Raw genomic sequence first — 21,508 nt, forward strand, 5'->3', positions numbered from 1 at the left:
CATGCCTCACGCCCAGACGCCCGATCATTCCGGTGAAGCGATCACCATGCAGAAGGTCCAGCCGTTCGGCGACGACAGCCTGGTCCTGACCACGACCGCCACGGACCTGGACGGCCGCATCGCCGACCGCCACAGCGCCTATCACGACAACCTCTCGCCGCCATTGATCTGGACCCAGGTCGAGGGCGCGGCGGCCTACGCGATCATCGTCGAGGACCCCGACGCCCCGCGCGAGCGGCCGTTCGTGCACTGGCTGATCTGGAACATCCCCGGCGAGGCCACCAGCCTGCCCGAGGGGCTGCCGAACGAGGCCAGCCTTGGGCTGATCGGCGGGGCCACCCAGGGGATCAACGACAATGGCACGGTCGGCTGGTTCGGCCCGCGCCCGCCGGTAGGGCACGGGGTGCACCACTATCATGTCCAGATCTTCGCGCTGGTCGAGCGCCTGCCGTTCGACGCCAGGACGCCGCTGGCCGACCTGGTCAACGCGCTGAAGGGCGACGCCCTGGCCTCCGACGACCTGATCGTCACCTACGAGGCGGCGGGGGCGTAGTCGGGGTCGGAGGTCGGCTGATCGTCGTTGGGGGCGGTCGGCGCCTGGCGCGAGCGCCAGTGGCGGTCCAGGCAGAAGGCGGCGATGGCCAGCCACAGCAGGCCCAGGAACGCGTGGCCGCGCTGCCAGAGGCCGACGTCGCTGCCGGTCCGCACGTTCCACACCCCGGTCAGCAGGGCCAGCACCACCAGCAGGAAGAAGAACCAGCCCAGCGAGAACCGCGCCAGGCGGCGATGCCCCGGCTTGCCCCACAGGGCCCAGGCGGTGAACAGCGGGGCGAACTGGATGGCCAGGCCCACGCCGCAGGCGCGGTGCATGGGGTCGGGCCAATGGAACAGGCCTGCGAACAGGGCCCCCAGGCCGGTCATCGCCACCCAGAGGCCCGCGAAGGCCGAGACCCGGCGACGGCCGCCGGCGTGCTCCAGGGCGTGGGCGAAGCCGCCCCCGGCCGCGACGCCCGCCAGGCCGGCCAGGATCATGCCGATGTTGAAGATCAGGGGGTTGGGCGCCTTGGGCCCGCCGAGCTCGCTGATGAACTGGGCGCCGGCGTCGAAGCCCGGAAACAGGTGCTGGGCCAGCAGGACGTCGACCACCATGATCGCGGGCACGACCAGGCCGATCCGCAGCAGGTTTCCAACGCTTATCACTCGTCCCGTCTCCGGCTGGTTCGGGGTACAGATCGCGCCGCGTGGGGGCGGGGTCAAGCCAACTGATGGGGACAGGCGCATGCGCCTGTCCCCGATCGTGGATCGGTCCCTACTTCTTGCCGAACAGGGTCCCGAAGAAGTCGCCCTTGTTCCAGGCCGGACGGGCCGGCATGTCGGCCAGTTCGCGGGCGATCTGGTAGTTGACCAGGGCGAAGCGGGCCCCGGCCTCGTAGTTGATCGGCTGGTTCAGGTCGTCGTTGGGCTTGTGGTAGTGGGTGGCCAGGAAGTCCTTGAAGCCCTTCTCGCCGCCGTTCTTGAAGCCGGTCATCAGGAACACCGACGGCACGCCCTGCTCGACGAAGCGGTAGTGGTCCGAGCGGGTGAACAGGCCTTCTTCCGGCATCGGGTCGGCCGACAGGGTGATGCCGACGCGGCCGGCGGCGCGGGCCACGGCCGGGCCGATCGTCGAGCGGTCGGCGCCGAAGGCGATTACGTCCTGGAAGTCGTACAGCAGCACCGGCATGTCCAGATTGACGTCGGCGGCGATGCCGGCCTTCGGCACGGTGGGGTTGTTGGCGAAGTATTCCGAGCCGATCAGGCCCTTCTCCTCGGCCGTGACGGCCAGCAGCACCACCGAGCGCTTGGGCTTGGTCTTGGCTTCCTTGAAGCCCCGCGCCACCTCCAGCATCGTGGCGATGCCCGAGGCGTTGTCGAGCGCGCCGTTGTTGATCTTGTCGGCGTCCTTGCCGTGGATGCCCAGGTGGTCGAGGTGGGCGGAAAGGATGATGGTCTGGGCCTTCAGCGTCGGGTCCGAGCCCTCGATCAGGCCGACCACGTTGCTGCTCTGGCGCTTCTCGATCTCGGTCTTCAGCTGGACGGTGACGTTGGTGGGCAGGTCGAAGCCCTTGACCGCGCCGTCCGGCGTCTCGGCGGCGGCCAGCACGTCGTCAAGCGAGGTCGGCGCACCCGAGAACAGCTTGGCGGCGCCCTTCAGGCTCAGGCTGGCCAGGCCCGGCGCCTCGGCGCCGCGGACATAGGCGACGCCCTTGGCGTCGTTCCAGGTCATCCGCCATTCCTGGTAGTTGCCGATGCCGCGCGCGAACGGGCGGCGCTTCTCGGAGCTGGTGGTCGGCATGGTCAGGACGCCGACCGCGCCGCGCTTGGCGGCTTCGGCGCGCTTGACGTTGGTGTTGCTGTAGTGGGCGCGGATCTCGGTCTGCAGGCCGCTGGGGGCGCCGCTCAGCAGGACGACGATCTTGCCCTTCACGTCCAGGCCCGCGTAGTCGTCGCGGCCGCGTTCGGGGGCGACGACGCCATAGCCGACGAAGACCAGCGGGGCGGTGACCGAGGTCTCGGCCTGGCGGGCCTGGGCCGAGGGCAGGTAGTCCTCGCCGAAGGCCAGGGCGCCCGACTTGCCGTCGGCGCCGGTGTAGGACACGCCGCCCTCGTTGGCGGACCGGTAGGCCGTCAGGGGCACCTGCTGCAGATAGGAGCCGTTGTCGCCGGCCGGCTTGACGCCCATCACCGCATATTGCGAGGCCACGTAGTTGGCGGCGATATCGTAGCCGCGGGTTCCGGACTCGCGGCCTTCCAGCAGGTCGTCGGCCAGGAAGCTCATATGCGCCTTGATGGCGGCCGCCGATGGCGTGAAGGCGGGGGCGGCGGCCTTGGTCGCGGCGGGTTTCGCCTTGGCGGCGGGGGCCGCGAGGGCGGGCTGGACGGTCAGCAGCAGGGTGACGCCGGCGAGCGCGGCGCGACGGGAGAACGGCATCAAGGCAGGCTCCAAATACGGGCCGAGCCCGCGAAGGGGCGAACCTTGGCTAGAGCGGGGCGGATTGTCGAGGTTTGGGAACCTGAACGTTTTGTAATCTTCCTGGAAAAACAACATCGAAAGAACGCGTTATCCAGGCATGAGCGGCGTTTACCGTCTTTGGTCAGCCGTGATTAACGGGTTCGGGACGAGGTTGGCGGCCTCTCCAGAGGAAGACGTCGTGCAGATCGCCGCCAACCGTTTCAGCGCTCCCGTCCAACGCCCGGCCTCCTCGGACGCGGCCCAGGCCCAGAGCGCGGCTGCGGCCGACCTCACGCAACTGGCCGTGGCCCAGACCAACGTCAAGATGACGGCCGCGGCGGGCGCCGCCCTCGGCCAGGCCACCGGCGAGCTGACCGGCACGCTGGTCAACATCAGCGCCTAGCGCCAATCCCGAAATTGCTGGGCGCGACCGTCGCCGAACCCGGCCTCGGACGTTAACCGTGTAACTTCACCCTTTTTGGTGAACACCGATTAACCGATGCATCGGACATTGGCCCGGCAACCAGGGAGATGGTCGTGCAGGTCCTCAACACCGCCGCCGCGGGCATGTTCGCCGCCGCCGACCGACTCAGCGCCAGCGCTCAACGCACCGCCGCTTGGGGACTGGAACAGAGCCAGGCCGAGCAGAAGGTCGACCTGGCGCACGAGGCCGTCGAACAGGTCTCGGCCAAGACGGATTTCACAGCCAACGCCGCGGTCATCAAGACCGCCGACGAGATGACGGGCGCCCTCCTGGACATGAAGGTCTAGGTTACCGGGTAACACCGGAGAGCCCGGCTCGAGCCGGTCCGAGCCCATCCCGCATTCCCCCCTGCGCGGACTCGGACCCGCCGCCCTCCGGCTCCGCCGGGGGGCGGCCCCCTTTTATCGAGCGCGTTTTATCGAGCGCCTGGCTTCCAGCCGGCCGCCTTGGCCTTGGCCTCGCCGGCGGGGTCCAGCGGCGGGCCGGCGCGCATCGAGTCGACGGCGGCCACGATGGCCGCCGGGATCTGTGGGCCGCTCGGGCTGGCGTTGGCGGGGCTGACGGCCCGCACGCGCCAGGCGTCCGGGTCCCGGCAGGCCACCCCGGCGATGGACGAGCGGCCCGAGGCTTGGAACGACCGGCAATAGAAGCCCGACGGGGTCCTGAACGACTGGCCGATGCGCACCGGTCCGGCGGCCTGGCCCGAATCCAGGGTGTTCAGCGCCTTGGCCAGCGGGCCGGCGGCCAGCGGGGCCGGATCGTCCGCCCCGCTCAGGGTGACGGGCGACGGCGCGGCCAGGCGGCCGATCACCAGGCCGGCGACCAGGCAGGCGGTCAGGCCGACCCAGGCGGGTATGCCTTGTTTCGCCGCGCCGGCCGGCTTGGCCAGCTTGGGGTCGCGCGGCTTGGCCTTCTCCTTCGCCTTCTTGGCCTTGGCCTGGGCGCCGGGGAAGGCGATCACCTCGGCCGGCTTGGACGTGGGCGGCGGCTTGGCGGCGGTCGTGGCCCCCCGGGCCTCGGCTTGCCGCCCGACCCCGGCATGGGCGCCCGACAGCAGGCGGCGCAGGGAACGCTGGGTTTCGACCCTCAGGGCCAGCTGCGGATCGGTCGCCATGGCCGCCTCGATCCGGGCCATGGCCTCGGGCGGCAGCTCGCCGTCGACAAAGGCGAAGACCTCTTCGTCGGGAACGGTCATGGCGGGGCTCCTTGGTCGCTCCCTACACTCTAGCCGCGAGGCGGGCGGGTCGCCAGTTCGTCGGTCCGGAGTCAGATGTTTCTTGGCCCCCGCGACGCCCGCCAGCGACTTCGAGCCCCGCGTCGCGGGAGTTCCTCAAGGTTGAAGTCCTGAAGGGCGGACGATTTGGCGAGCGAAAATGATCTTCGCCGCGGGGAAGCAAACGCCTTCAGCCGCGTTCTGACCGTCGAGAGGCGACCGTGAAAGTCGCCCACCTCGTCGATCGATAGGAGAAGAAGATGCGTAAGACTTCCTTCCTCACGGGCGCCGCGACGGCGGTCGTCCTGCTCTCGGCCCCGATGGTTCAGGCCCAGATTCTCGGCGGATCCGGCGGCGCTTCGGGCGGATTGGGCGGCGCGGTCGGCGGGCTGTCGGGCCAGGTGGGCGGCGGCCTGAGCGGTGGTTTGAGCGGCTCCGGCCAGGTCAATCCCGACACCGACGGCCTGACCTCGCGTCTGCAGAGCACGACCGAACGCACGCGCCAGAGCGCCGGCGACGCGGTCCAGACCACGCGCGAGACCACCGGACGCACCGTCAAGAAAGGCCGCTCGGCGGCCGACGCCGTCGTCGGCTCGGCCAGCGATACGGCCGGCTCGGCGACCGTCAACGCCTCGGGCGCGGCCAACGCGGCCGGCGACCTGTCCGGCGACGGCGTCTCCGGTTCGCTGAATGGAGGGACCGCGACCGGCGCGGGGACCAACCGTGGCGGGGCCAACGGCGCCGGCTCGGTCGGCGTGTCCGGCTCGGCCAACCGCGACGGCGCGGGGGCCTCGGTCAACACCGGCGCCGCGACCGACGCCAACGTCCGCAACTAGGCCTTCCGTTCTGCCGACTTCCGGGGCGGTTCCGAAAGGACCGCCCTTTGGCTTGCGGAATGCGAACCAGGCTTGACTGGTCGCCGATTCATGCCCATTGTTCCCTAAATGTTCCTGTTTAGGAGGCTTCAATGGCCAAGAATACGGGTGATGGATTTCGACGCGGCGCTGTGATTGGACGCACCCAGTTTCAGCATGAAAATGGCGACTGGCAGAAGCGGGACGAAGGAACGGGCCACTTCATGGAGCGCAAGTCCTCCGAGGGACCGTTCAAGGGCGTTGCCCGCGAGCCGGATGGTCGCGACACCAAGAACAGCTAACGAAAACGCCCGCCCCGGTTTCCCGGGACGGGCGTTTGATTTCAGATCCTGTCGAGACCCTTAGGAGTCCAGGAAGCTCCGCAGCTTGCGCGACCGCGAGGGGTGCTTGAGCTTGCGCAGGGCCTTGGCCTCGATCTGGCGGATCCGTTCGCGGGTGACCGAGAACTGCTGGCCGACCTCTTCCAGGGTGTGGTCGGTGTTCATGCCGATGCCGAAGCGCATGCGCAGCACGCGCTCTTCACGCGGGGTCAGCGAGGCCAGCACGCGGGTGGTGGTTTCCCGCAGGTTGGACTGGATGGCCGCGTCGATCGGCAGGATGGCGTTCTTGTCCTCGATGAAGTCGCCCAGGTGGCTGTCTTCCTCGTCCCCGATCGGGGTTTCGAGCGAGATCGGCTCCTTGGCGATCTTCAGGACCTTGCGCACCTTCTCCAGCGGCATGGCCAGCTTTTCGGCCAGCTCTTCCGGGGTCGGCTCGCGGCCGATCTCGTGCAGCATCTGGCGGCTGGTGCGGACGATCTTGTTGATCGTCTCGATCATGTGCACCGGGATGCGGATGGTTCGCGCCTGGTCGGCGATCGAGCGGGTGATCGCCTGACGGATCCACCAGGTGGCGTAGGTCGAGAACTTGTAGCCGCGGCGATACTCGAACTTATCGACGGCCTTCATCAGGCCGATGTTGCCTTCCTGGATCAGGTCCAGGAACTGCAGGCCGCGGTTGGTGTACTTCTTGGCGATCGAGATCACGAGACGGAGGTTGGCTTCCACCATCTCCTTCTTGGCCTGACGGGCCTCGCGCTCGCCCTTCTGCACGGTCTGGACGATGCGGCGATAGTCGTCGATCGGCACGCCGGTCTCGGTGGCCAGCGCCGCGATCTCCTGGCGGATGTCGCTGACCGAGTTGACGTCGTTCTCGACGAACTTGGTCCAGCGCACGCCCATGGCTTTCACCTGGTCGACCCAGTTCGGGTTCAGCTCCGAACCGAAATAGGCCTTCAGGAACTCACTGCGGCTGATGCCGTAGCTGTCGGCCAGGCGCAGCAGGCGGCCTTCCAGGCCGATCAGGCGCTTGTTGATCGCATAGAGCTGCTCGACCAGCGCCTCGATGCGGTTGTTGTTCAGCTTCAGCGTCTTCAGGTGCTGGATGATCGTCGTCGACAGGCCTTCATAGGCCTTGCGGTCGGCGTCGCTCAGGTCCGCGCCCTTCAGGCGGCTGCCGACCAGCTTGTCCTGCAGCTTGCGGAAGGTCTCGAACTCGCTGGCGATCGCGTCGAGGATGGCCATCACGCCTTCGCGCAGCTCGCCTTCCATGGCGCTGACCGTCGGGCCGGCGCCGTCGTCGAAATCGTCGTCGTCGTCGCCTTCGCCCTCGGGCTTGGCTTCGCCGGCGGCTTCCTCGTCGACCGGCTCGGCCGGCTCTTCCTCGGCGGCGGGCGCGGCGGCCACGCCGTTGATCGCGGCGTAGGTGCCTTCCAGGTCGATCACTTCGCGCAGCAGGATGCGGCCGGTGCCCAGCTCCTCGCGCCAGACCATGATGGCTTCGAAGGTCAGGGCGCTTTCGCACAGACCCCGGATCATGGTGTCGCGGCCGGCCTCGATGCGCTTGGCGATGGCGATTTCGCCCTCGCGCGACAGCAGCTCGACCGAACCCATCTCGCGCAGGTACATGCGCACCGGGTCGTCCGTGCGGTCGTAGGCCGCCGGCTTGTCGCTGGTGATGACCTGTTGGTTGTCCTCGCGGGCGACGACTTCGCCGCCTTCCGAGGTCTCGGCGTCTTCTTCGGCCTCGACCACGTTGACGCCCATCTCGCTCAGCATGGCGAGGGTGTCTTCGATGGCCTCGGAGGTCACTTCCTCGGACGGGAGGACCTTGTTCAGCTCGTCCATCGTGACGTAGCCGCGGGCCTTGGCCTGCTTGATGAACTTCTTGACGCCGGCGTCGGTCAGGTCGAGCAGGGGACCGTCGCCGCCGGTGGCTTCAGGCGCTTCCGTCTCGGCCGAGGAATTGGTGCTCATTCAGGTCTCCGAAACGACGCGGCGCCGATACGCGGCGCGCGTCGAGAAATGTGTACGTGATGGGTCGCCTGCGCATCGCGCCCTGTCGTCCGAGCAAGCTGTCCAGTGAACCGCTGAAAAAATTCTCAAGATAAACGCCTGACATACGCCGAAGAGCCATGACCTAACGCTCCGCGAGCTGGGCTCTTTGCGGAGGCGTTGCCTTCGGGCGCGATCAGCGTCGACCCTTGAGGGGTTTCGGCAGCCACTGGGACCTGGCGGCGGCGAGGGTGACATCCTGTTTCAAGGAGGGCGCGCGCATGAAAATGGCGGCCCGAGCGATGTCAATCAGCAGCGTGGCAAATCCTTGAGTCGCCAGATGGCGTTGCATGACGCGTGAGTCAAGATGGGATGACTTTGAATCCGTCTCCCCGGCGAAGGCCGGGGTCCAGATCGAACCCGCGAGCGCTAGCGAGTGCGCGTGGCCTGTTGGCGCATCAACCCCAGAGGCTCTGGATGAATCTGGGCCCCGGCCTTCGCCGGGGAAACGGAGGTTTTTATGCTTTGCCGACGGTTGGTTGCGAGTGAGGCTCAGCCATGGCCTTCTTCGTCTACATCGTCGCCAGCCGTCGTAACGGCACGCTCTACACCGGTTCGACCGATGACCTGCAGCGCCGTGTCTGGGAGCACAAGGAGGCGGACGGTTCGCGGTTCACGGCGAAGTACGGCTGCCAGATCCTGGTCTGGTACGAGGTCTGCGACAGTCGCGAGAGCGCGTTGATCCTTGAGCGGCGGATGAAGGAGTGGAAGCGGAGATGGAAGCTTAGGGCGATCGAAGAGCGGAACCCCGAGTGGGTCGACCTTTACGAGACCCTAAACCAATAGCCCGTCTCCCCGGCGAAGGCCGGGGCCCAGATTCATTCGGAGCCTTTGGGGTGGCCCGCCATTGGGCCGCGCCGCTCCACCGTCGTCCCTGGGTTCGATCTGGGCCCCGGCCTTCGCCGGGGAGACGGCTAAATTTACGTGATCTTGACCGTGGTTGCAGGCGCTTCCCAGAACTCCAGGCCGCTGATCTGGCGTTCGAGTACGCCGATCCGGGTGCGCAGGTCGCGGGTGGCCGACAGAGTGCCGGCGGTGACGGCCTCACGGCGCAGAGAATCGAGGGCGCGTTCGCTATCGCCGATCTCGACCAGGGCCTCGTAGCAGGCCGACCACAAAGTCTTGGCACGGTGGGGGTCCATTTGCGGGTCGAGGAACGGGGCGCCGATGCCCGAGGCCACGCGCTCGACCTCTGCGACCTGACCGCCCAGACCCTTGCGGTCGAGGATGGCGCGGAACGGGGTGTCGTCGCCGATGCCTTCGGACAGGGCGTCGAATAGTTCGGTCGCCAGCGGAGCTAGGCGCGGATCGCCGAAGCCGATCCGTTCGATGGCCTCGTCATAGGGGCGAGCCCAGGCCGGATGATCCAGCGCCGCGATGGCCACGGCGGCGTGAAAGGGCTTGAGCGTGTAAAGAGCCCGTTCTTTGGCGCCGGGGACTACATTTCTGAAGACCTTTGCTGGATCTTTGGAACCTGCCGAATAGGGAACAAATTCATTCACCGGCGCGTCGTAGGTGTCCGGGTTGCCCTTGAAGAATCGCGATTGGCCACCGCGTTTTGGAGCGTTCCTCTGGCCGCCCTCTTGCCCCCCGCCGAAGGCGGGCTTGGGAAACAGGGCGTCCAGCTTGGCGTAGAGGTCGTCGCGATAGGCGGCGGCCAGGTCCTTGTCGGCGATGGTCCCGGCGGCGGCGCGCAGGCGCTGCTTGAGGCCGGCCTTGCGCTCGGGCGTATCGAGCGGCTCCAGGTCGCGCTCGCGATTGAACAGCGCCTCGACGAACGGCGTGGTCTGGGTCAGCTGGCTCTTCAGCGCCGCCGCGCCCTGCTCGCGCAGCACGTCGTCGGGGTCCTTGCCGCCGGTCACGATCGAGAACTTGAACGAGCGGCCGGGCTTGAGCAGCGGCAGGGCGCGGTCGATGGCGCGGGCGGCGGCGCGTTGGCCGGCCTTGTCGCCGTCGAAGCTGAGGGTGGGCTCGGGATGCAGGCGCCACAGCACCTCCATCTGCTCCTCGGTCATGGCCGTGCCCATCGGCGCCACGGCCGGCAGGCCCGCCCGCTGGCAGGCGATGACGTCCATATAGCCTTCGACCACCAGCATCGGGGTCTGTTCGGTGGGCGCGGCGGCCTGGGCGGCGTGCAGCAGCTTGCGGGCCTCGTACAGGCCGTACAGCAGCCGGCCCTTGTGGAAGAGCGTGGTCTCCGGCCCGTTCAGGTACTTGGCGCGGGCGGCGGGATCCATGGCCCGGCCGCCGAACGACACCACCCGGCCCCGGGTGTCGGTGATCGGGAAGATGATCCGGTCGCGGAAGCGGTCATAGGGCGCGCCGCCGTCCTCGGGCGCGATCAGCAGGCCCGCGTCGACCAGCTCGGCCGGCTTGGCGCCCTTGGCGATCAGGTAGTCCTTCAGCCCCGTGCGGTTGTTGGGCGAGAAGCCGATGCGGAAGCGGCTCCACTGGTCCTCGGGCAGGGCGCGGCGGGCCAGGTAGTCGCGGGCGGCCTGGCCGACGGGGCGACGCAGCTCGCTTTCGAACCAGGCCGAGGCCAGCTCCATCCAGTCGCCGAGGCCGGCGCGCTTCTTGTCTTCCTGGGCCGCGCGGGCGTCGGGCTCGGGCAGGGCCATGCCGGCCTCGGCCGCCAGCCGTTCCACCGCCTCGGTGAAGGTCAGCCGCTCGGTCTCCTGCAGGTAGGAGATGATGTCGCCGTGCTTGCCGCTGGAGAAGCAGTGGTAGAAGCCCTTGTCGTCGTTGACGAAGAACGACGGGCTCTTCTCCTTGGTGAACGGCGACAGCCCCGCATATTCGCGCCCCTGCCGCCGCAGCTTCACCGACTTTCCGATCACGTCGGAAGGGCGAAGACGGGTCTTCAGTTCGTCAAGGAAGTGGTCGTCGAAACGCATGGCGGATTAGGCGTGAGCATAGGCCGAGCCGGCGGATTTCGCACGCCGGATGATGGGTTCGTCCAGAGCTGCGGCGAGGCTTGTGGATAAGCCGGGCGGATTCTCAGGGTATATGAACGACGAAGGGCCGCTGAACATGGACGGCGCGGGCGAGAGGCTGCTCTTCTCCACGTTCAAAGTGCGGGAAGTCGCCGGGAATGGCTCGGCGAACGGAAATCTGCACCGGCGTGACGCCGCTGGTCAGCATGACCTTGGTGACCGCTTCGATCCGCCGTCCGACCAGCGGCTTCAAGCGCGCAGCGGTCTCCTTGCCGTCGATCGATCCGATGAGCTCATAGCGGGCGATCTGGGATGGGCCGGCCCATGCGTCGAACTCGGATTTCATCCCGATGATGATCTGAACCGCTTCGGGGCTCAGTTCGGCGGAGCCGTAGTCGAAATAGAGCCAGCGCTCGGGCGGCGCGTAGGTGATCGCCCGTGCCGTCCCTACGCCGCCGAGCGCCAAGGCCGCGCCAAGACCCAGGATGCCTCGTCGGTGGATGATCATGCTCGATCCTCTTCGCACAGGTTCTAGACCGACATCACAAACCGCGTCCGGACCTTCGGCCACAGCATGTTCACCGCCAACCCCGTCAGCACCAGGGCCGCGGCCGCCAGCTTCCAGAGCGGCAGGCTTTCGTGCAGCAGGATCGCCGAGGCGCCCATGCCGAACACCGGCACCAGCAGGGCCATCGGCGTGACGGTGGCGGCCGGGTGGCGGGCCAGCAGCCAGCCCCAGGCCGCGTAGCCGAACATGGTGTTGCCCACCGCCTGCCAGGCCACCGCGCCCCAGGTCAGGGCGTCGGCGTTTCTGACGCCGGCGACCATGGCCGACCAGCCTTCCAGCCACAGCGACATCAGGAACAGCGGCGGGATCGAGAACAGGCTGGCCCAGACCACATAGGCCAGCATGTTCACCGTGCCGGCCTGGCGGGCGACGATGTTGCCGCCGGCCCAGCTGGTGGCGGCCAGCAGGATCAGCAGCACGCCCAGGGGCGTGGCCGCCCCGCCGCCGTGCGCGGCGATCAGCACGATGCCCGAGGCGGCCAGCAGCAGGGCGACGATCTGGAACGGCTGCACCTTCTCGCCGCTGATCTTCATGGCCATGCCGATGGTGAAGAACACCTGGGTCTGCACCACCAGCGAGGCCAGACCCGGCGAGATGTGGCCCTTCATGGCCACGAACAGCAGGCCGAACTGCCCCGCCCCGATCAGCACGCCATAGGCGGCCAGGTTGGTCCAAGGCACCTGCGGCCGCTTGACGAAGAACACCACCGGCAACAGCACCAGGGTGAAGCGAAGTGTGGCGAACAGCAGCGGCGGCAGATGGTCCAGCGCCACGCGGATGACCACGAAATTGGTGCCCCACACCGCCACCACGGCCAGGGCGAGCAGGAAGTGGCGCAGCGGCAGGGACATCGGCGGGCTCCGGGGATCCGCCGTATCTAGGCGCTCGGCCCAAGCGACGCCATGCCGGTTTGGCTATTCCATCAGGCTTTCGCCCGTCAGGACCTGTTCATCGACCTCGATGCGCGCGATCGCGGCGCCGGGGCCCTTCGAGGCGAACACCCGCAGCTCGTAGGTCTTGTCGGCCGGCCAGACCTTCATCGTCCAACAGCGCAGGGTCTCGGTCGGGCGACGCTCGTCGGGACAGGGCCAGACCGAGCGGATGTCGGCCACGGTCAGGCGACGAAGGATCGCGGGACAGGATTCCGGCGTCGCCGTCGCCACCCGGCAGTCGATCTCGAAGGGCGGGTCCGGGGTGACCGCGCCCTCGGCCGCGCGGGTCAGCCACCAGGCGCCGCTCAACGCCGCCTCGGCGGTCGGGGCGGAGAAGAAGCTCACCTCCTCCTGGCCGGCCAGCCGGGCGCAAGCCGCCTGGGCCTCGGGCGGCGGCGGGCCGTCGTAATAGTCGTCCTCGCGGGCCGGTGGGGCCACCATGTGATAACGGGTGCTGGCCTTGAGGCTGGCCGCGCGCATGGGGGTGTCGGCGCCGCGCTCGGCTTCCCCTTCGCTTTTCTGGGCCGGCTCGAAGGTCACGACCACGCCGTCGCGGGCGCAGACCCCCGGGGCCCAGGTGGCGCGGGGGGCCGCCTGGAAGGCCAGGTCGCGCAACGGCTTAGTCGGCGTGCGGCCGGGCGAGGGGCGGGGATCGGACGGGGTCAGCAGGTCGGCGACCAGGTCCATCACCCTGTGGGTCAGTTCGGCGGGCGGCAGGGCGCGCGCCTGGGTCTTGCTCAGCGTGTCGCTCTGCGCCGCCGCCACGGCGGGCGTCGCCAGCGCCAACAGCGCCGCGAGCGCGATGGGACCCGACGATCCTCGCCTTGCCATAGCCAGTCCTCCAAAGGCCGTCCCTAGAGTGATCCCGCCAATGTGGCCGTCAAGCGGCGAAGCTCGACCCTTGAAATTCAAACATCTGTTTGACGTTCTGTCATGGAAGGCGTTTAGCTTGCGCCGAGCAAGGGAGCCATGACGATGTCCACCTGGGATTTCCTGGTCGGCAAGGCCGACTTCCGACAGGCCAGGGTCGCGCCCAGCGATCCGCCGGCCCTGGCCGACGGCGAGGCGCGGTTGGCGATCGAGCGCTTCGCCCTGACCTCCAACAACGTCACCTACGCGGTGTTCGGCGAGGCGATGCGCTACTGGGAGTTCTTCCCCGGGCCGGAGGGCTGGGGGCGGATCCCGGTCTGGGGCCATGCGCGGGTCGAGGCCTCCAACCACCCGGACCTGGCCATCGGCCAGCGGTTCTACGGCTACTATCCGATGTCGACCCACCTGACGGTGACGCCGCGCAAGACCCGGACCGGCTTCGCAGACGTCGCCCCGCACCGTCAGGGCCTGCCGCCGGTCTACAACCAGTATCAGGCGGTGGGCGCGGCCGACCCGGCCGAGGACTATCAGGCCTTGCTGCGGCCGCTGTTCATCACCGGCTTCCTGATCGAGGACTTTCTCGATGAGAACGACCTGTTCGGGGCGCGGTCGGTGGTGCTGACCAGCGCTTCCAGCAAGACGGCGATCAGCCTGGCCTTCCAGCTCAAGCAACGGGGCAAGGCGCGCGTGGTCGGCCTGACCTCGGCCCGCAACAAGGCCTTCGTCGAGGGGCTGGGTTATTACGATCAGGTCGTGACCTATGACGAGGTCGCTTCGGCGCCGATCGAGGCGCCGGTGGTGCTGGTCGACTTCGCCGGCGACGCGCCGCTGCTGAAGGTCGTCCACGAGCGGTTCGGCGACGCCCTGGCCTATTCCTGCCTGGTCGGCGGCACGCATTGGGAGGCCGAGCGGGGGGCTGGAGTCCTGCCGGGCCCCAAGCCGGTGTTCTTCTTCGCCCCCGACCGCATCCGCAAGCGCGCGACCGACTGGGGGCCGGGCGGCCTGGACCAGCGCCACGACGCCGCCTGGGCCCCGTTCGCCGCCGACGCGCCGCGCTGGCTGCGGGTGACCGAGGGCGTGGGCGCCGAGGCGGTGGCGCAGGCCTATGCGGCGGTGGTGGGCGGCCAGGCCGACGCCGAAGAGGGAAGGATCTTGGCCCCTCTGCCTTAAGCCTACTTCGCCAAATCCGCCGGGGTGGTCGGCTGCGAGATCACCGCCTCCATCCGGGCCCAGCGGGCGTCCTGCGACGGGCCGGCCCGCTCGACATGGGCGCGGACCATGTCCTGGCCGAGATTGTAGTTGATCACGTAGCTGCGATAGCCCTCGATGAAGCTCAGCGATTTCTCGGCCTTGGCGCGGCTGCTCAGGGCGTACTTGGCCAGGGCGGCGACAGCGGCCTCCTTGTCCAGCTTTCCCGACAGGTAGAGGTCGGCGATGGTGTTCTGGACGCTGGCCAGGTCGGCCGTGGCGCTGGTCAGGGCGTCGTAGGTGGCGGCCGTGGCCGGATCCAGCCCGGCCAGCGGGTAGAGCGTCTTGCGCTCGAAGGCCAGTTTCTCGTCGCCCGGGAAGGCCAGGCGGATCCCGTAATTGGCCGAGCCCTCGGCGATCAGCGACTGCGGCGAATAGAGCGGATAGACGCTGAACTCGACCCAACCCTTGGCCTTGGTCAGCTTCTCTTCCAGCAGGGCGTTCAGCACGTGGTGGCCCGGGTAGCCCTCGTGGCAGCCCAGGTCGACGGCGCGGCTGATCGGGGTGGGCAGGTCGGTGTTGACCTCGATCAGGCTGTGGGCGCCGCCCTTGTACCAGTTGTAGCCGCTCCAGGGTTTCTTGGTAACGAACGACAGGTCGAAGCGCTCGTTCTTGGGCAGGGCGATGTGGGCCTCCGTGCGCGCCTTGCACTCGGCGATCGCCGCCTTCATCACCGGCTCCAGCCGGTCGGTCGGGATCGTGTAGCTGGCCTGGAAGGCGGTGACGCGGCTGGCCAGGTCGCCCTCGCCGGGGACCAGCTTGTCGATCTTGGCCAGGATCGGGTCGTAGGCGGTCAGCGGCTTCAGCGGCGGGCGCACGCCGAACAGGCCCTCGGCCTCATCCTGGAAGCTGAACTTGACGCCGGCCAGCATGGCCAGGCGGGTCTGGGCGGCCTTGACCTGGCCGGCCAGGAAGGCCTTGCGGCGGACTTCGTCGGGGCTGAGGCCCGCGCCGTCCACGGCCTTCAGGGCGGCGGCCAGCCGGTCGGCCTCGGCGCGCAGGGCGGGCACTTCGCGCGGCTTGGCCTTGGCGGCGGTCGCCCACTCGGCGGGGCCGTAATAGGCGTCGACATAGCCGGGTTCGCGCTCGCCGGCCTCCAGCGTCAGGCGCACGAAGTCCTTGGCGATGACGTCCAGCTTGGCGCCCTCGGGGGCGGCCAGGGCTGGCGCGGCGAGCAGGGCGAAGGCGGCGGTCGCGGCGGCGAGGCGGAGGATCATGGAGCGCGTCTCAGGGCAAGGAAGGCGCGCACGCTGCCTCGCGTCGCCGCTCACCGCAAGAGCGCTGGCCTCTGTATGTGCTGTCATCCCGGACGAGCGCGCAGCGCGAAGATCCGGGACCGACGCGTGAACTCAGCGCTTCCGGCGGTCCCGGATCGGCGGCCCTGCGGGCCTTGTCCGGGATGACAGGGTATTGGCGGAAGTCTTCTAACCCCGCGCGGCGACCGCCAGGCCCGGGAAGTCGCTGAAGACGCCGTCGACGCCGGCGGCGTACAGGGCCTTGAAGACCGCCGAGACCTCGCCCGGCTGGGCCAGGTAGTCGGCGGCGGCCGCGTCGCCGCGGCGCAGGGACGAGGGCAGGAAATAGTTCTCGGCCCGCACGGTCCAGGGGTGGACGGCCAGGCCGGCGGCGTGGGCGTCCTTCACCAGCGAGGTGGCCGGCAGCAGGTTGGTCGCGTCCTGCGGCACGATCTGGGTCTTCTCCGGGCCCAGGCCGTCGGCGTAGAGCGCCACGTCCTTCAGGCCCGAGGCGCTGACCAGCTGGGAATAGGTCACGTTCGGCAGGTCGGGCGGGCCGCCCTCGCCGGCGGTCAGCAGCACCAGCCGGGCCTTGGTCTTGGCGCGGATGGTCTTCAGCGGCGTGACCTCGAAGCACTGGACGAAGACCGGGGCGGTGGCCGAGTCCAGATCGTTCTTCTTGAGCAGGGCGACCAGCCGATCCTCGACCGGCAGGCCGATCCTGGCGAAGTAGCCGGGGTGTTTCATCTCGGGATAGACGCCGATCGTCCGGCCCGTGCGCTGGCTGCCGGCCTTGGCGATGGCCCAGACCTCGTCGAAGGTCAGCAGCGAGGCCTGGCCGTCGTACTTCGTATTGGCCGGACGCAGCTGCGGCAGCCGTTCGCGGGCCCGCAGGGTCTTGATCTCGGCCAGGGTGAAGTCCTCGGTGAACCAGCCGGTGACCTGTTGGCCGTCGATGGTCTTGGTGGCCTTGCGGTCGGCGAATTCGGGACGCGAGGCGACATCGGTGGTGCCGCCGATCTCGTTTTCGTGGCGGGCGATCAGGTGGCCGTCCTTGGTCGGCACCAGGTCGGGCTCGATGAAGTCGCAGCCCTGGTCGATGGCCAGGTTGTACGAGAGCTCGGTGTGCTCCGGACGCAGGCCCGAGGCGCCCCGGTGGGCGATGACGATCGGCTTCTTCCGCGCGGCGGCGAAGCTCGTGCCGGAAAGCAGGGTTCCCGCCAGGGCGGCGGTCGTGAGGGCGCGTCGGGTCAGCAAGGTCATGGCGGCCATCTAGCGCGCCGATGTGACGGTTTGACCAGCCCGCCCCCTCTTCCCTTGGCGACCTCTCGTCACCGATCGTTCAGCGCCGCTTAGTCCTTGCCCGAACGGTTCAGGATGGCGAGCAGGCCTTGCGACTTCTGCGGCAGGTCGGAGGCCAGGCGCGAGCACATCTCGCGCACGCCGACCGCATAGGCGTCGCCGCCCTCGGCGATCTCCTGGGCCCGGCGGGCCAGGTCTTCCAGGTCGCGGCCCATGGCCTCGATCTGCTCGCGGGCCAGCAGGCGCGCCTCGCGCTGCAGGCGCTGCACGCGCTGGGTGGTGGTCTCCGGACCCCGGCTGAGATTGTAGACCTCGACCGGCTCGGCGTGGTCGGGAACAACGGTCAAGAGCGGACCATTCATGGCGTCTTCACTCCTCGGGCGGCGTCCGAACGCGGCGCCGGCCCTCGTGAATACAAGGCGGGTCCAAGCCCTGCCGTTCCCGAGGTTTCGGCCGCGCCATGCGATCGGCCGGGTTAAGTGTCCTGCATGCCACAGCTTGGCCCATGGCTTGCAGGAGGCGGGGATTTCGGCGCCCGTTTTCGGGCCTATCGACCGGTCGTCTTGCTCATATTTTGATCCGCGTCCTGACCAGCCTTCTGTCCTGGCTCGCAAGGCCCCTGGTAGGTGCTGACGGCCTTCATGCGCAGGGTCTGGCGACGTCCGAAGGCCGAGACCTCCAGTTCCAGGTCGGTGTCGGCGGTGGTGACGAAGTCGCCCCGCACCTGGCCGACCAGGCTGTAGTTGATGTGGTCCTTCTCGCAGGCCAGGTCCAGCTGGAAGCCGTCGGCGGTGCGGGTCACGTTGGGACTGCCGCACGGCGAGACCTTGCGGGCCGCCTCGGCCCCGGGGTCGTAGCCCTCGGCCACGCACTGGACCGAGTCCTGCGGACCGGTCGGGCTCTGGGTCACGGTCCGCCACAGACCCGGCTTGAGGGTCCTGGGGCCGCCCGCCGCCGGGGCGGCGTCCTGGGCGGCCGACTGGACAGGGCCCGCGCCCGCCGCCGGATCGCTGGCCCGGTCGTCGCTCCGCGAGCAGGCGGCCAATCCCAAGGCGACGGGGCCCAGGCCGAGCAGAAGAGCCGGGATCAGAACGCGTGAACTCGAGATCAGGGAACGCATGCCAAATCCTAGCGCGGTCGGCGGCCGGCGGAAAAGACCCCATGCCTTTCCGCGCCGCTCAACACCTGAACGCGCGATCAGCCCGGATAGACGGCCATGGCCGGCGCATGCCCGCCGGTGGGGGCCGGCGCGTGGCTCGCGACGGGCGCCGGGGACGCCGGGGCCTGGCGCTGGAACTTCAGGCTGCGGCCCTGGAACTGGGCGCCGCTCTCCATGGCCAGCTGCTCGTGGGTGATGTCGCCGTCGACCACGGCCGTCCCATAAAGACGCACCTGCTTGGCGCAGACCGAGCCGGTCACCTTGCCGTGGATCTCGATGACCTGGGCGTGCAGCGAGCCCTCGATCCGGGCGTTGGGGCCCAGGACCAGCTTGCCGACGCGGACGTCGCCCTGGACCACGCAGTCCAGGTGCACCTCGCCGTCGCCCATCACCTCGCCCTTGATGGCCACGCCCTGGGCGACCATCGAGGCCGGCCGGGGACGCGGCGGCGGGGCCGGCTGGGCCGGCGGCGGGGCGATCTGAACGGGCTCGCTCTGGGCCAGCGGCGTGAAGGCCGGGGCGGGAGCGGTGTCTTTCTTCTTGGCGAACATGGCGACGGCCTTGTCTCGAAATGATGCGTTGTTGGTGAAGCTGAGCAAAAGCGGCGCCGTGGCGAAGACCCCCTCCGGCCCTCCGGGCCACCTCCCCCAGAGGGGGAGAATCTGGAGCGCCCAGATGCTCCCCCTCTGGGGGAGCTGTCGCGGAGCGACTGAGGGGGTCTTCGCGGCCGACTCGCCCCATGCTCTCCCCATGCCCAACGAAACCCTCGAACACCTCATCGACCGCCTGCGCGCCGTGGAGGCCGAGGTCGAGGCCGCGTTCGCCGCGCGGGACGCCGAGCGCGCCGCCGCCGCCGGCCTGGTGATCGAGGCCGGCAAGCCGTGCTTCAAGGCCGACGCCCTCCGTCGCCAGCGCGCCCACCGCAAGCCCGCCGGCCTGGGCGCGATCCGCACCCCGTGGCCGACCCTGCTGACCATGCCGCTGATCTACGGCATGGCCCTGCCGCTGATGATCCTCGACCTCAGCGTCAGCCTCTACCAGCTGGGCTGCTTCACCGCCTGGGGCGTGGTCCGCGTGAAGCGCTCGGACTATGTCGTCATCGACCGCCACCGGCTGGGCTATCTGAACCTGGTGCAGAAGCTCAACTGCGTGTTCTGCGGCTACGGCAACGGCGTCATCGCCTACGCCCGCGAGATCACCGCCCGCACCGAGCAGTACTGGTGCCCGATCAAGCACGCCCTGAAGGTCAAGGGCAGTCACGACCGCTATCGCGACTTCCAGGCCTATGGCGACGCCGAGGGCTATGTGGCGAGCTCGGGGGCCTATCGCGAGCGGCTGCGGCGGGGGGAGTAGGCGGGCCCTGGTTCTTCTGGCCTTTGCCTCGCCAGTAGAAGGACCACATGTCCGGCTCGGGCGGTTCGGTTCCGTCCAGGGCCATCTGGCGGACCCAGCGGGGCAGCCAATCGGCCGCGCCGTCGCCCAGGTCGGGGCGGTCGCGGCGGAGCTCGGCCAACTTGGCGATCGCTCCCCGGATGAAGCCGGTCTTGAACCGCGCGCGGATGTAGTTGCGCATCGCGCGCTTGAGCCGGGCCGGGCGGATGCGTTTGGCGCGGGGCTGGACCATGGGCGTCTCCTTTTCTAAGTCCCTCCCCCTGTGGGGGAGGCGGCCGAAGGCCGGTGGGGGGAGCTGTCGGATCGTCGATCCGAGGTGCGGTCACCCTCCGAATACTCCCCCCTCCGTCGGCTGCGCCGACACCTCCCCCACAGGGGGAGGGACTTGGGCGCGACTTCGCCGCTTCACGCGGATCGCCGCTGAAGGTGTGGAAAGGGTCGCGGAGCGCCGGACAACGTCCGGAGTTCTTTGTGTTTGTACCGTTTCGACGAAGCCGACCGCTCCGCGCGCTCGTTATCCGCCAGCATCCGGTGGGCAGCCCTGTTGAGGCTTAGCCGGACCCGGTCCCGGTCGTTTCCGACCAGTCCCAGCCGCCGGGGGCGCGGGCCAATGGGCAATTCACGCGCTTTGTCCCCGTTCGACGCCGACGGCGGGCGGGCTCCCCAACGATGGAAGTCCCCGGACCGCGCGAGTAACCCCCTCGCGCCTGTCCCCGCTCGATCGCCCCCCGCCGCCGCATTGGTCGCTGGCCTTGCGCCCTTTCCGGTGCGGCGAGGTGAGTTGATTATGCGGGCGGTTTCAGCGCCGAGGACTTGTGACGCTCGTTATTTCGTAGGGCGTTGAAGGGGTTGGGGTTTGTGGGGCGCGTGGCGGGGATAAACGCCGCCCCATCCCCCTCTCGGCCGTCATTCCCGCCCTTGTGGCGGGAACCCCTCTGTCCGCCGCGAGGGCAGGGGTGTGGCGCGTTGGAGATCAGCTCCAGATGGCCGCAGCCCTCGCGCCGGGCCTCGGCCTTCAGCCAGTCCAGCAGCGCCTTGCCGTGGCCCTTCGACCGGACCCGGTCGTCGGCCACCAGGTCGTCGACGCTGAGGAACCGGCCGCAATACAGCATGTCCGCCACCCGATACCCCGCCACGGCCCGCGCCACGCCGTCCTCGCTCACATAGGCCAGCCGGAACCCGTCGCTGGCCATCAGCTGGCGGACGCGGGCGACATAGGTGTCGCGGGCGAGGTGGGGACGGAGCTGGGCCATGACGTCGAAGGTGGCGAGGATCTCGGCGTCGGTTTGGGCGAGGGTGATCATGGGGGTGATCTAATCCTTCTCCCCTTGCGGGAGAAGGTGGCGGCGAAGCCGCCGGATGAGGGGTTTCTCAAAAGCCGGCCGCCCCCTCTTGCCAACCCACGCTGTTCCCGTAATGTTCTCGTCATGGTCGATCGCGCCCAACAACTCGCCTTTGCGCGTCGGCTCCGCCAAGAGCCGCCCGTCACCGAACGCCTGCTCTGGGCCCTGCTCCGCGACCGCCGCCTGGAGGGCCTGAAGTTCCGCCGCCAGGTCCCGCTCGGCCGTTACGTCGCCGACTTCCTGTGCCCGCGCCATCGCCTGATCGTCGAGGCGGACGGACCTCATCACGAAGACAGCCTTCACGACGAGATCCGCGACGCCTGGCTGCGCGGCCAAGGCTTCCGCGTGCTGCGCTTCACCAACAAGCGCATCCAGGACGCCCCCGACGCCGTCCTGACAGAAATCCTGAGCGCCTGCGGCTGCTAAACCCTTCTCCCCTTGCGGGAGAAGGTGTCAGCGAAGCTGACGGATGAGGGGTCTCTCAAACGGCTGCCGCCCCACCCAGCCGCTCCGCCATACGCGGCCGACCTCGCCTTCGACCCCTCACCCGACGGTCCTCCGGACCGCCACCCTCTCCCGCAAGGGGAGAA

23 protein-coding genes are annotated in these 21,508 nt (G+C 68.9%); 9 read left to right on the plus strand and 14 right to left on the minus strand.

What is annotated here, in order from left to right:
• The first annotated feature begins 1 nt into the window (after window position 1).
• Window positions 2–553, plus strand: coding sequence for a YbhB/YbcL family Raf kinase inhibitor-like protein (locus tag AC1DYP_RS19390; RefSeq protein ID WP_477047713.1), 552 nt, complete (start codon window positions 2–4; stop codon window positions 551–553).
• Here the strand turns inward: AC1DYP_RS19390 and AC1DYP_RS19395 are convergent.
• Together AC1DYP_RS19395 and AC1DYP_RS19400 are read right to left on the minus strand one after the other, a co-directional pair.
• Complete coding sequence (locus AC1DYP_RS19395; RefSeq protein ID WP_477047714.1) at window positions 532–1,200, minus strand: DUF998 domain-containing protein; 669 nt, start codon at window positions 1,198–1,200, stop codon at window positions 532–534. The two genes, AC1DYP_RS19390 and AC1DYP_RS19395, sit on opposite strands and share 22 nt — an antisense overlap.
• 109 nt (window positions 1,201–1,309) lie before the next feature.
• The gene (locus tag AC1DYP_RS19400) at window positions 1,310–2,971 is read right to left on the minus strand and encodes a M20/M25/M40 family metallo-hydrolase (RefSeq protein ID WP_477047715.1); all 1,662 of its coding nucleotides are present in this window, start codon (window positions 2,969–2,971) and stop codon (window positions 1,310–1,312) included.
• Between the two features lie 220 nt (window positions 2,972–3,191).
• Here AC1DYP_RS19400 and AC1DYP_RS19405 point away from each other — a divergent pair, with 220 nt between their 5' ends.
• Complete coding sequence (locus AC1DYP_RS19405) at window positions 3,192–3,395, plus strand: hypothetical protein (RefSeq protein ID WP_477033097.1); 204 nt, start codon at window positions 3,192–3,194, stop codon at window positions 3,393–3,395.
• Between the two features lie 128 nt (window positions 3,396–3,523).
• Window positions 3,524–3,763 (plus strand): flagellar basal body rod C-terminal domain-containing protein, encoded by a 240-nt coding sequence (locus AC1DYP_RS19410; RefSeq protein WP_477033096.1) that lies wholly within the window; start codon window positions 3,524–3,526, stop codon window positions 3,761–3,763.
• Window positions 3,764–3,891: 128 nt separating this feature from the next.
• Here the strand turns inward: AC1DYP_RS19410 and AC1DYP_RS19415 are convergent, their stop codons facing one another.
• Complete coding sequence (locus AC1DYP_RS19415) at window positions 3,892–4,671, minus strand: anti-sigma factor family protein (RefSeq protein WP_477047716.1); 780 nt, start codon at window positions 4,669–4,671, stop codon at window positions 3,892–3,894.
• Window positions 4,672–4,949: 278 nt separating this feature from the next.
• Here AC1DYP_RS19415 and AC1DYP_RS19420 point away from each other — a divergent pair, with 278 nt between their 5' ends.
• Together AC1DYP_RS19420 and AC1DYP_RS19425 are read left to right on the plus strand one after the other, a co-directional pair.
• On the plus strand, window positions 4,950–5,525 hold the full coding sequence (locus AC1DYP_RS19420; RefSeq protein ID WP_477047717.1) for a hypothetical protein: 576 nt from the start codon (window positions 4,950–4,952) through the stop codon (window positions 5,523–5,525).
• A 131-nt stretch (window positions 5,526–5,656) separates the two neighbouring features.
• Window positions 5,657–5,845, plus strand: a complete 189-nt coding sequence (locus AC1DYP_RS19425) for a hypothetical protein (protein WP_477047718.1) — start codon at window positions 5,657–5,659, stop codon at window positions 5,843–5,845.
• 60 nt (window positions 5,846–5,905) lie between these two features.
• Here AC1DYP_RS19425 and rpoD read toward each other — a convergent pair whose 3' ends face one another.
• A complete protein-coding gene (rpoD, locus tag AC1DYP_RS19430; RefSeq protein WP_477033094.1) occupies window positions 5,906–7,858 on the minus strand; it encodes an RNA polymerase sigma factor RpoD in 1,953 nt (650 codons plus the stop codon).
• Between the two features lie 576 nt (window positions 7,859–8,434).
• Here rpoD and AC1DYP_RS19435 point away from each other — a divergent pair.
• Window positions 8,435–8,722, plus strand: a complete 288-nt coding sequence (locus AC1DYP_RS19435; RefSeq protein ID WP_477047719.1) for a GIY-YIG nuclease family protein — start codon at window positions 8,435–8,437, stop codon at window positions 8,720–8,722.
• 134 nt (window positions 8,723–8,856) lie between these two features.
• On the opposite strand, the gene dnaG is transcribed toward AC1DYP_RS19435, so the two are convergent.
• From dnaG to AC1DYP_RS19455, 4 genes are all read right to left on the minus strand, one after another.
• Window positions 8,857–10,830, minus strand: a complete 1,974-nt coding sequence (dnaG, locus tag AC1DYP_RS19440) for a DNA primase (protein WP_477047720.1) — start codon at window positions 10,828–10,830, stop codon at window positions 8,857–8,859.
• A 103-nt stretch (window positions 10,831–10,933) separates the two neighbouring features.
• The gene (locus tag AC1DYP_RS19445; RefSeq protein ID WP_477047721.1) at window positions 10,934–11,377 is read right to left on the minus strand and encodes a hypothetical protein; all 444 of its coding nucleotides are present in this window, start codon (window positions 11,375–11,377) and stop codon (window positions 10,934–10,936) included.
• A 23-nt stretch (window positions 11,378–11,400) separates the two neighbouring features.
• Window positions 11,401–12,288 carry an EamA family transporter gene (locus AC1DYP_RS19450; protein ID WP_477047722.1) on the minus strand — a complete coding sequence of 296 codons (888 nt, stop codon included), beginning with the start codon at window positions 12,286–12,288 and terminating at the stop codon, window positions 11,401–11,403.
• Window positions 12,289–12,351: 63 nt separating this feature from the next.
• Window positions 12,352–13,200 (minus strand): hypothetical protein, encoded by an 849-nt coding sequence (locus tag AC1DYP_RS19455; protein WP_477047723.1) that lies wholly within the window; start codon window positions 13,198–13,200, stop codon window positions 12,352–12,354.
• Between the two features lie 144 nt (window positions 13,201–13,344).
• Between AC1DYP_RS19455 and AC1DYP_RS19460 the strand changes: the two genes are divergently transcribed.
• Window positions 13,345–14,409, plus strand: a complete 1,065-nt coding sequence (locus AC1DYP_RS19460) for a DUF2855 family protein (protein ID WP_477047724.1) — start codon at window positions 13,345–13,347, stop codon at window positions 14,407–14,409.
• Window positions 14,410–14,411: 2 nt separating this feature from the next.
• Here AC1DYP_RS19460 and AC1DYP_RS19465 read toward each other — a convergent pair whose 3' ends face one another.
• The 5 genes from AC1DYP_RS19465 to AC1DYP_RS19485 all read right to left on the minus strand — a co-directional run bounded on the left by AC1DYP_RS19465 (window position 14,412) and on the right by AC1DYP_RS19485 (window position 18,734).
• Window positions 14,412–15,704 (minus strand): hypothetical protein, encoded by a 1,293-nt coding sequence (locus tag AC1DYP_RS19465; protein ID WP_477047725.1) that lies wholly within the window; start codon window positions 15,702–15,704, stop codon window positions 14,412–14,414.
• 207 nt (window positions 15,705–15,911) lie between these two features.
• Window positions 15,912–16,994: a glycerophosphodiester phosphodiesterase gene (locus AC1DYP_RS19470; protein WP_477047726.1), complete on the minus strand. Its 1,083-nt coding sequence runs from the start codon at window positions 16,992–16,994 to the stop codon at window positions 15,912–15,914.
• Between the two features lie 80 nt (window positions 16,995–17,074).
• Complete coding sequence (locus AC1DYP_RS19475; protein WP_477047727.1) at window positions 17,075–17,371, minus strand: hypothetical protein; 297 nt, start codon at window positions 17,369–17,371, stop codon at window positions 17,075–17,077.
• Between the two features lie 200 nt (window positions 17,372–17,571).
• Window positions 17,572–18,144 (minus strand): DUF3617 family protein, encoded by a 573-nt coding sequence (locus AC1DYP_RS19480; protein ID WP_477047728.1) that lies wholly within the window; start codon window positions 18,142–18,144, stop codon window positions 17,572–17,574.
• 77 nt (window positions 18,145–18,221) lie between these two features.
• Window positions 18,222–18,734 carry a bactofilin family protein gene (locus AC1DYP_RS19485; protein ID WP_477033085.1) on the minus strand — a complete coding sequence of 171 codons (513 nt, stop codon included), beginning with the start codon at window positions 18,732–18,734 and terminating at the stop codon, window positions 18,222–18,224.
• Between the two features lie 199 nt (window positions 18,735–18,933).
• Between AC1DYP_RS19485 and AC1DYP_RS19490 the strand changes: the two genes are divergently transcribed.
• Complete coding sequence (locus tag AC1DYP_RS19490) at window positions 18,934–19,536, plus strand: hypothetical protein (protein ID WP_477033084.1); 603 nt, start codon at window positions 18,934–18,936, stop codon at window positions 19,534–19,536.
• An 824-nt stretch (window positions 19,537–20,360) separates the two neighbouring features.
• Here the strand turns inward: AC1DYP_RS19490 and AC1DYP_RS19495 are convergent.
• A complete protein-coding gene (locus AC1DYP_RS19495) occupies window positions 20,361–20,879 on the minus strand; it encodes a GNAT family N-acetyltransferase (protein WP_477047729.1) in 519 nt (172 codons plus the stop codon).
• A 36-nt stretch (window positions 20,880–20,915) separates the two neighbouring features.
• Here AC1DYP_RS19495 and AC1DYP_RS19500 point away from each other — a divergent pair, with 36 nt between their 5' ends.
• A complete protein-coding gene (locus AC1DYP_RS19500) occupies window positions 20,916–21,344 on the plus strand; it encodes an endonuclease domain-containing protein (protein WP_477047730.1) in 429 nt (142 codons plus the stop codon).
• Window positions 21,345–21,508: the final 164 nt, after the last annotated feature.

It is taken from the genome of Caulobacter sp. P1_D6, from assembly GCF_056406095.1.

Excerpts from the sequence above, each read along its gene's own strand:
- dnaG (WP_477047720.1), bottom strand. The coding sequence starts at position 10,830 with ATGCGTTTCGACGACCACTTCCTTGACGAACTGAAGACCCGTCTTCGC.
- AC1DYP_RS19460 (WP_477047724.1), top strand. The coding sequence starts at position 13,345 with ATGTCCACCTGGGATTTCCTGGTCGGCAAGGCCGACTTCCGACAGGCC.
- AC1DYP_RS19390 (WP_477047713.1), top strand. The coding sequence starts at position 2 with ATGCCTCACGCCCAGACGCCCGATCATTCCGGTGAAGCGATCACCATG.
- rpoD (WP_477033094.1), bottom strand. The coding sequence starts at position 7,858 with ATGAGCACCAATTCCTCGGCCGAGACGGAAGCGCCTGAAGCCACCGGC.
- AC1DYP_RS19485 (WP_477033085.1), bottom strand. The coding sequence starts at position 18,734 with ATGTTCGCCAAGAAGAAAGACACCGCTCCCGCCCCGGCCTTCACGCCG.
- AC1DYP_RS19400 (WP_477047715.1), bottom strand. The coding sequence starts at position 2,971 with ATGCCGTTCTCCCGTCGCGCCGCGCTCGCCGGCGTCACCCTGCTGCTG.
- AC1DYP_RS19495 (WP_477047729.1), bottom strand. The coding sequence starts at position 20,879 with ATGATCACCCTCGCCCAAACCGACGCCGAGATCCTCGCCACCTTCGAC.
- AC1DYP_RS19445 (WP_477047721.1), bottom strand. The coding sequence starts at position 11,377 with ATGATCATCCACCGACGAGGCATCCTGGGTCTTGGCGCGGCCTTGGCG.
- AC1DYP_RS19435 (WP_477047719.1), top strand. The coding sequence starts at position 8,435 with ATGGCCTTCTTCGTCTACATCGTCGCCAGCCGTCGTAACGGCACGCTC.
- AC1DYP_RS19470 (WP_477047726.1), bottom strand. The coding sequence starts at position 16,994 with ATGGCCGCCATGACCTTGCTGACCCGACGCGCCCTCACGACCGCCGCC.
- AC1DYP_RS19415 (WP_477047716.1), bottom strand. The coding sequence starts at position 4,671 with ATGACCGTTCCCGACGAAGAGGTCTTCGCCTTTGTCGACGGCGAGCTG.
- AC1DYP_RS19465 (WP_477047725.1), bottom strand. The coding sequence starts at position 15,704 with ATGATCCTCCGCCTCGCCGCCGCGACCGCCGCCTTCGCCCTGCTCGCC.
- AC1DYP_RS19410 (WP_477033096.1), top strand. The coding sequence starts at position 3,524 with ATGGTCGTGCAGGTCCTCAACACCGCCGCCGCGGGCATGTTCGCCGCC.
- AC1DYP_RS19480 (WP_477047728.1), bottom strand. The coding sequence starts at position 18,144 with ATGCGTTCCCTGATCTCGAGTTCACGCGTTCTGATCCCGGCTCTTCTG.
- AC1DYP_RS19425 (WP_477047718.1), top strand. The coding sequence starts at position 5,657 with ATGGCCAAGAATACGGGTGATGGATTTCGACGCGGCGCTGTGATTGGA.
- AC1DYP_RS19420 (WP_477047717.1), top strand. The coding sequence starts at position 4,950 with ATGCGTAAGACTTCCTTCCTCACGGGCGCCGCGACGGCGGTCGTCCTG.
- AC1DYP_RS19490 (WP_477033084.1), top strand. The coding sequence starts at position 18,934 with ATGCCCAACGAAACCCTCGAACACCTCATCGACCGCCTGCGCGCCGTG.
- AC1DYP_RS19455 (WP_477047723.1), bottom strand. The coding sequence starts at position 13,200 with ATGGCAAGGCGAGGATCGTCGGGTCCCATCGCGCTCGCGGCGCTGTTG.
- AC1DYP_RS19450 (WP_477047722.1), bottom strand. The coding sequence starts at position 12,288 with ATGTCCCTGCCGCTGCGCCACTTCCTGCTCGCCCTGGCCGTGGTGGCG.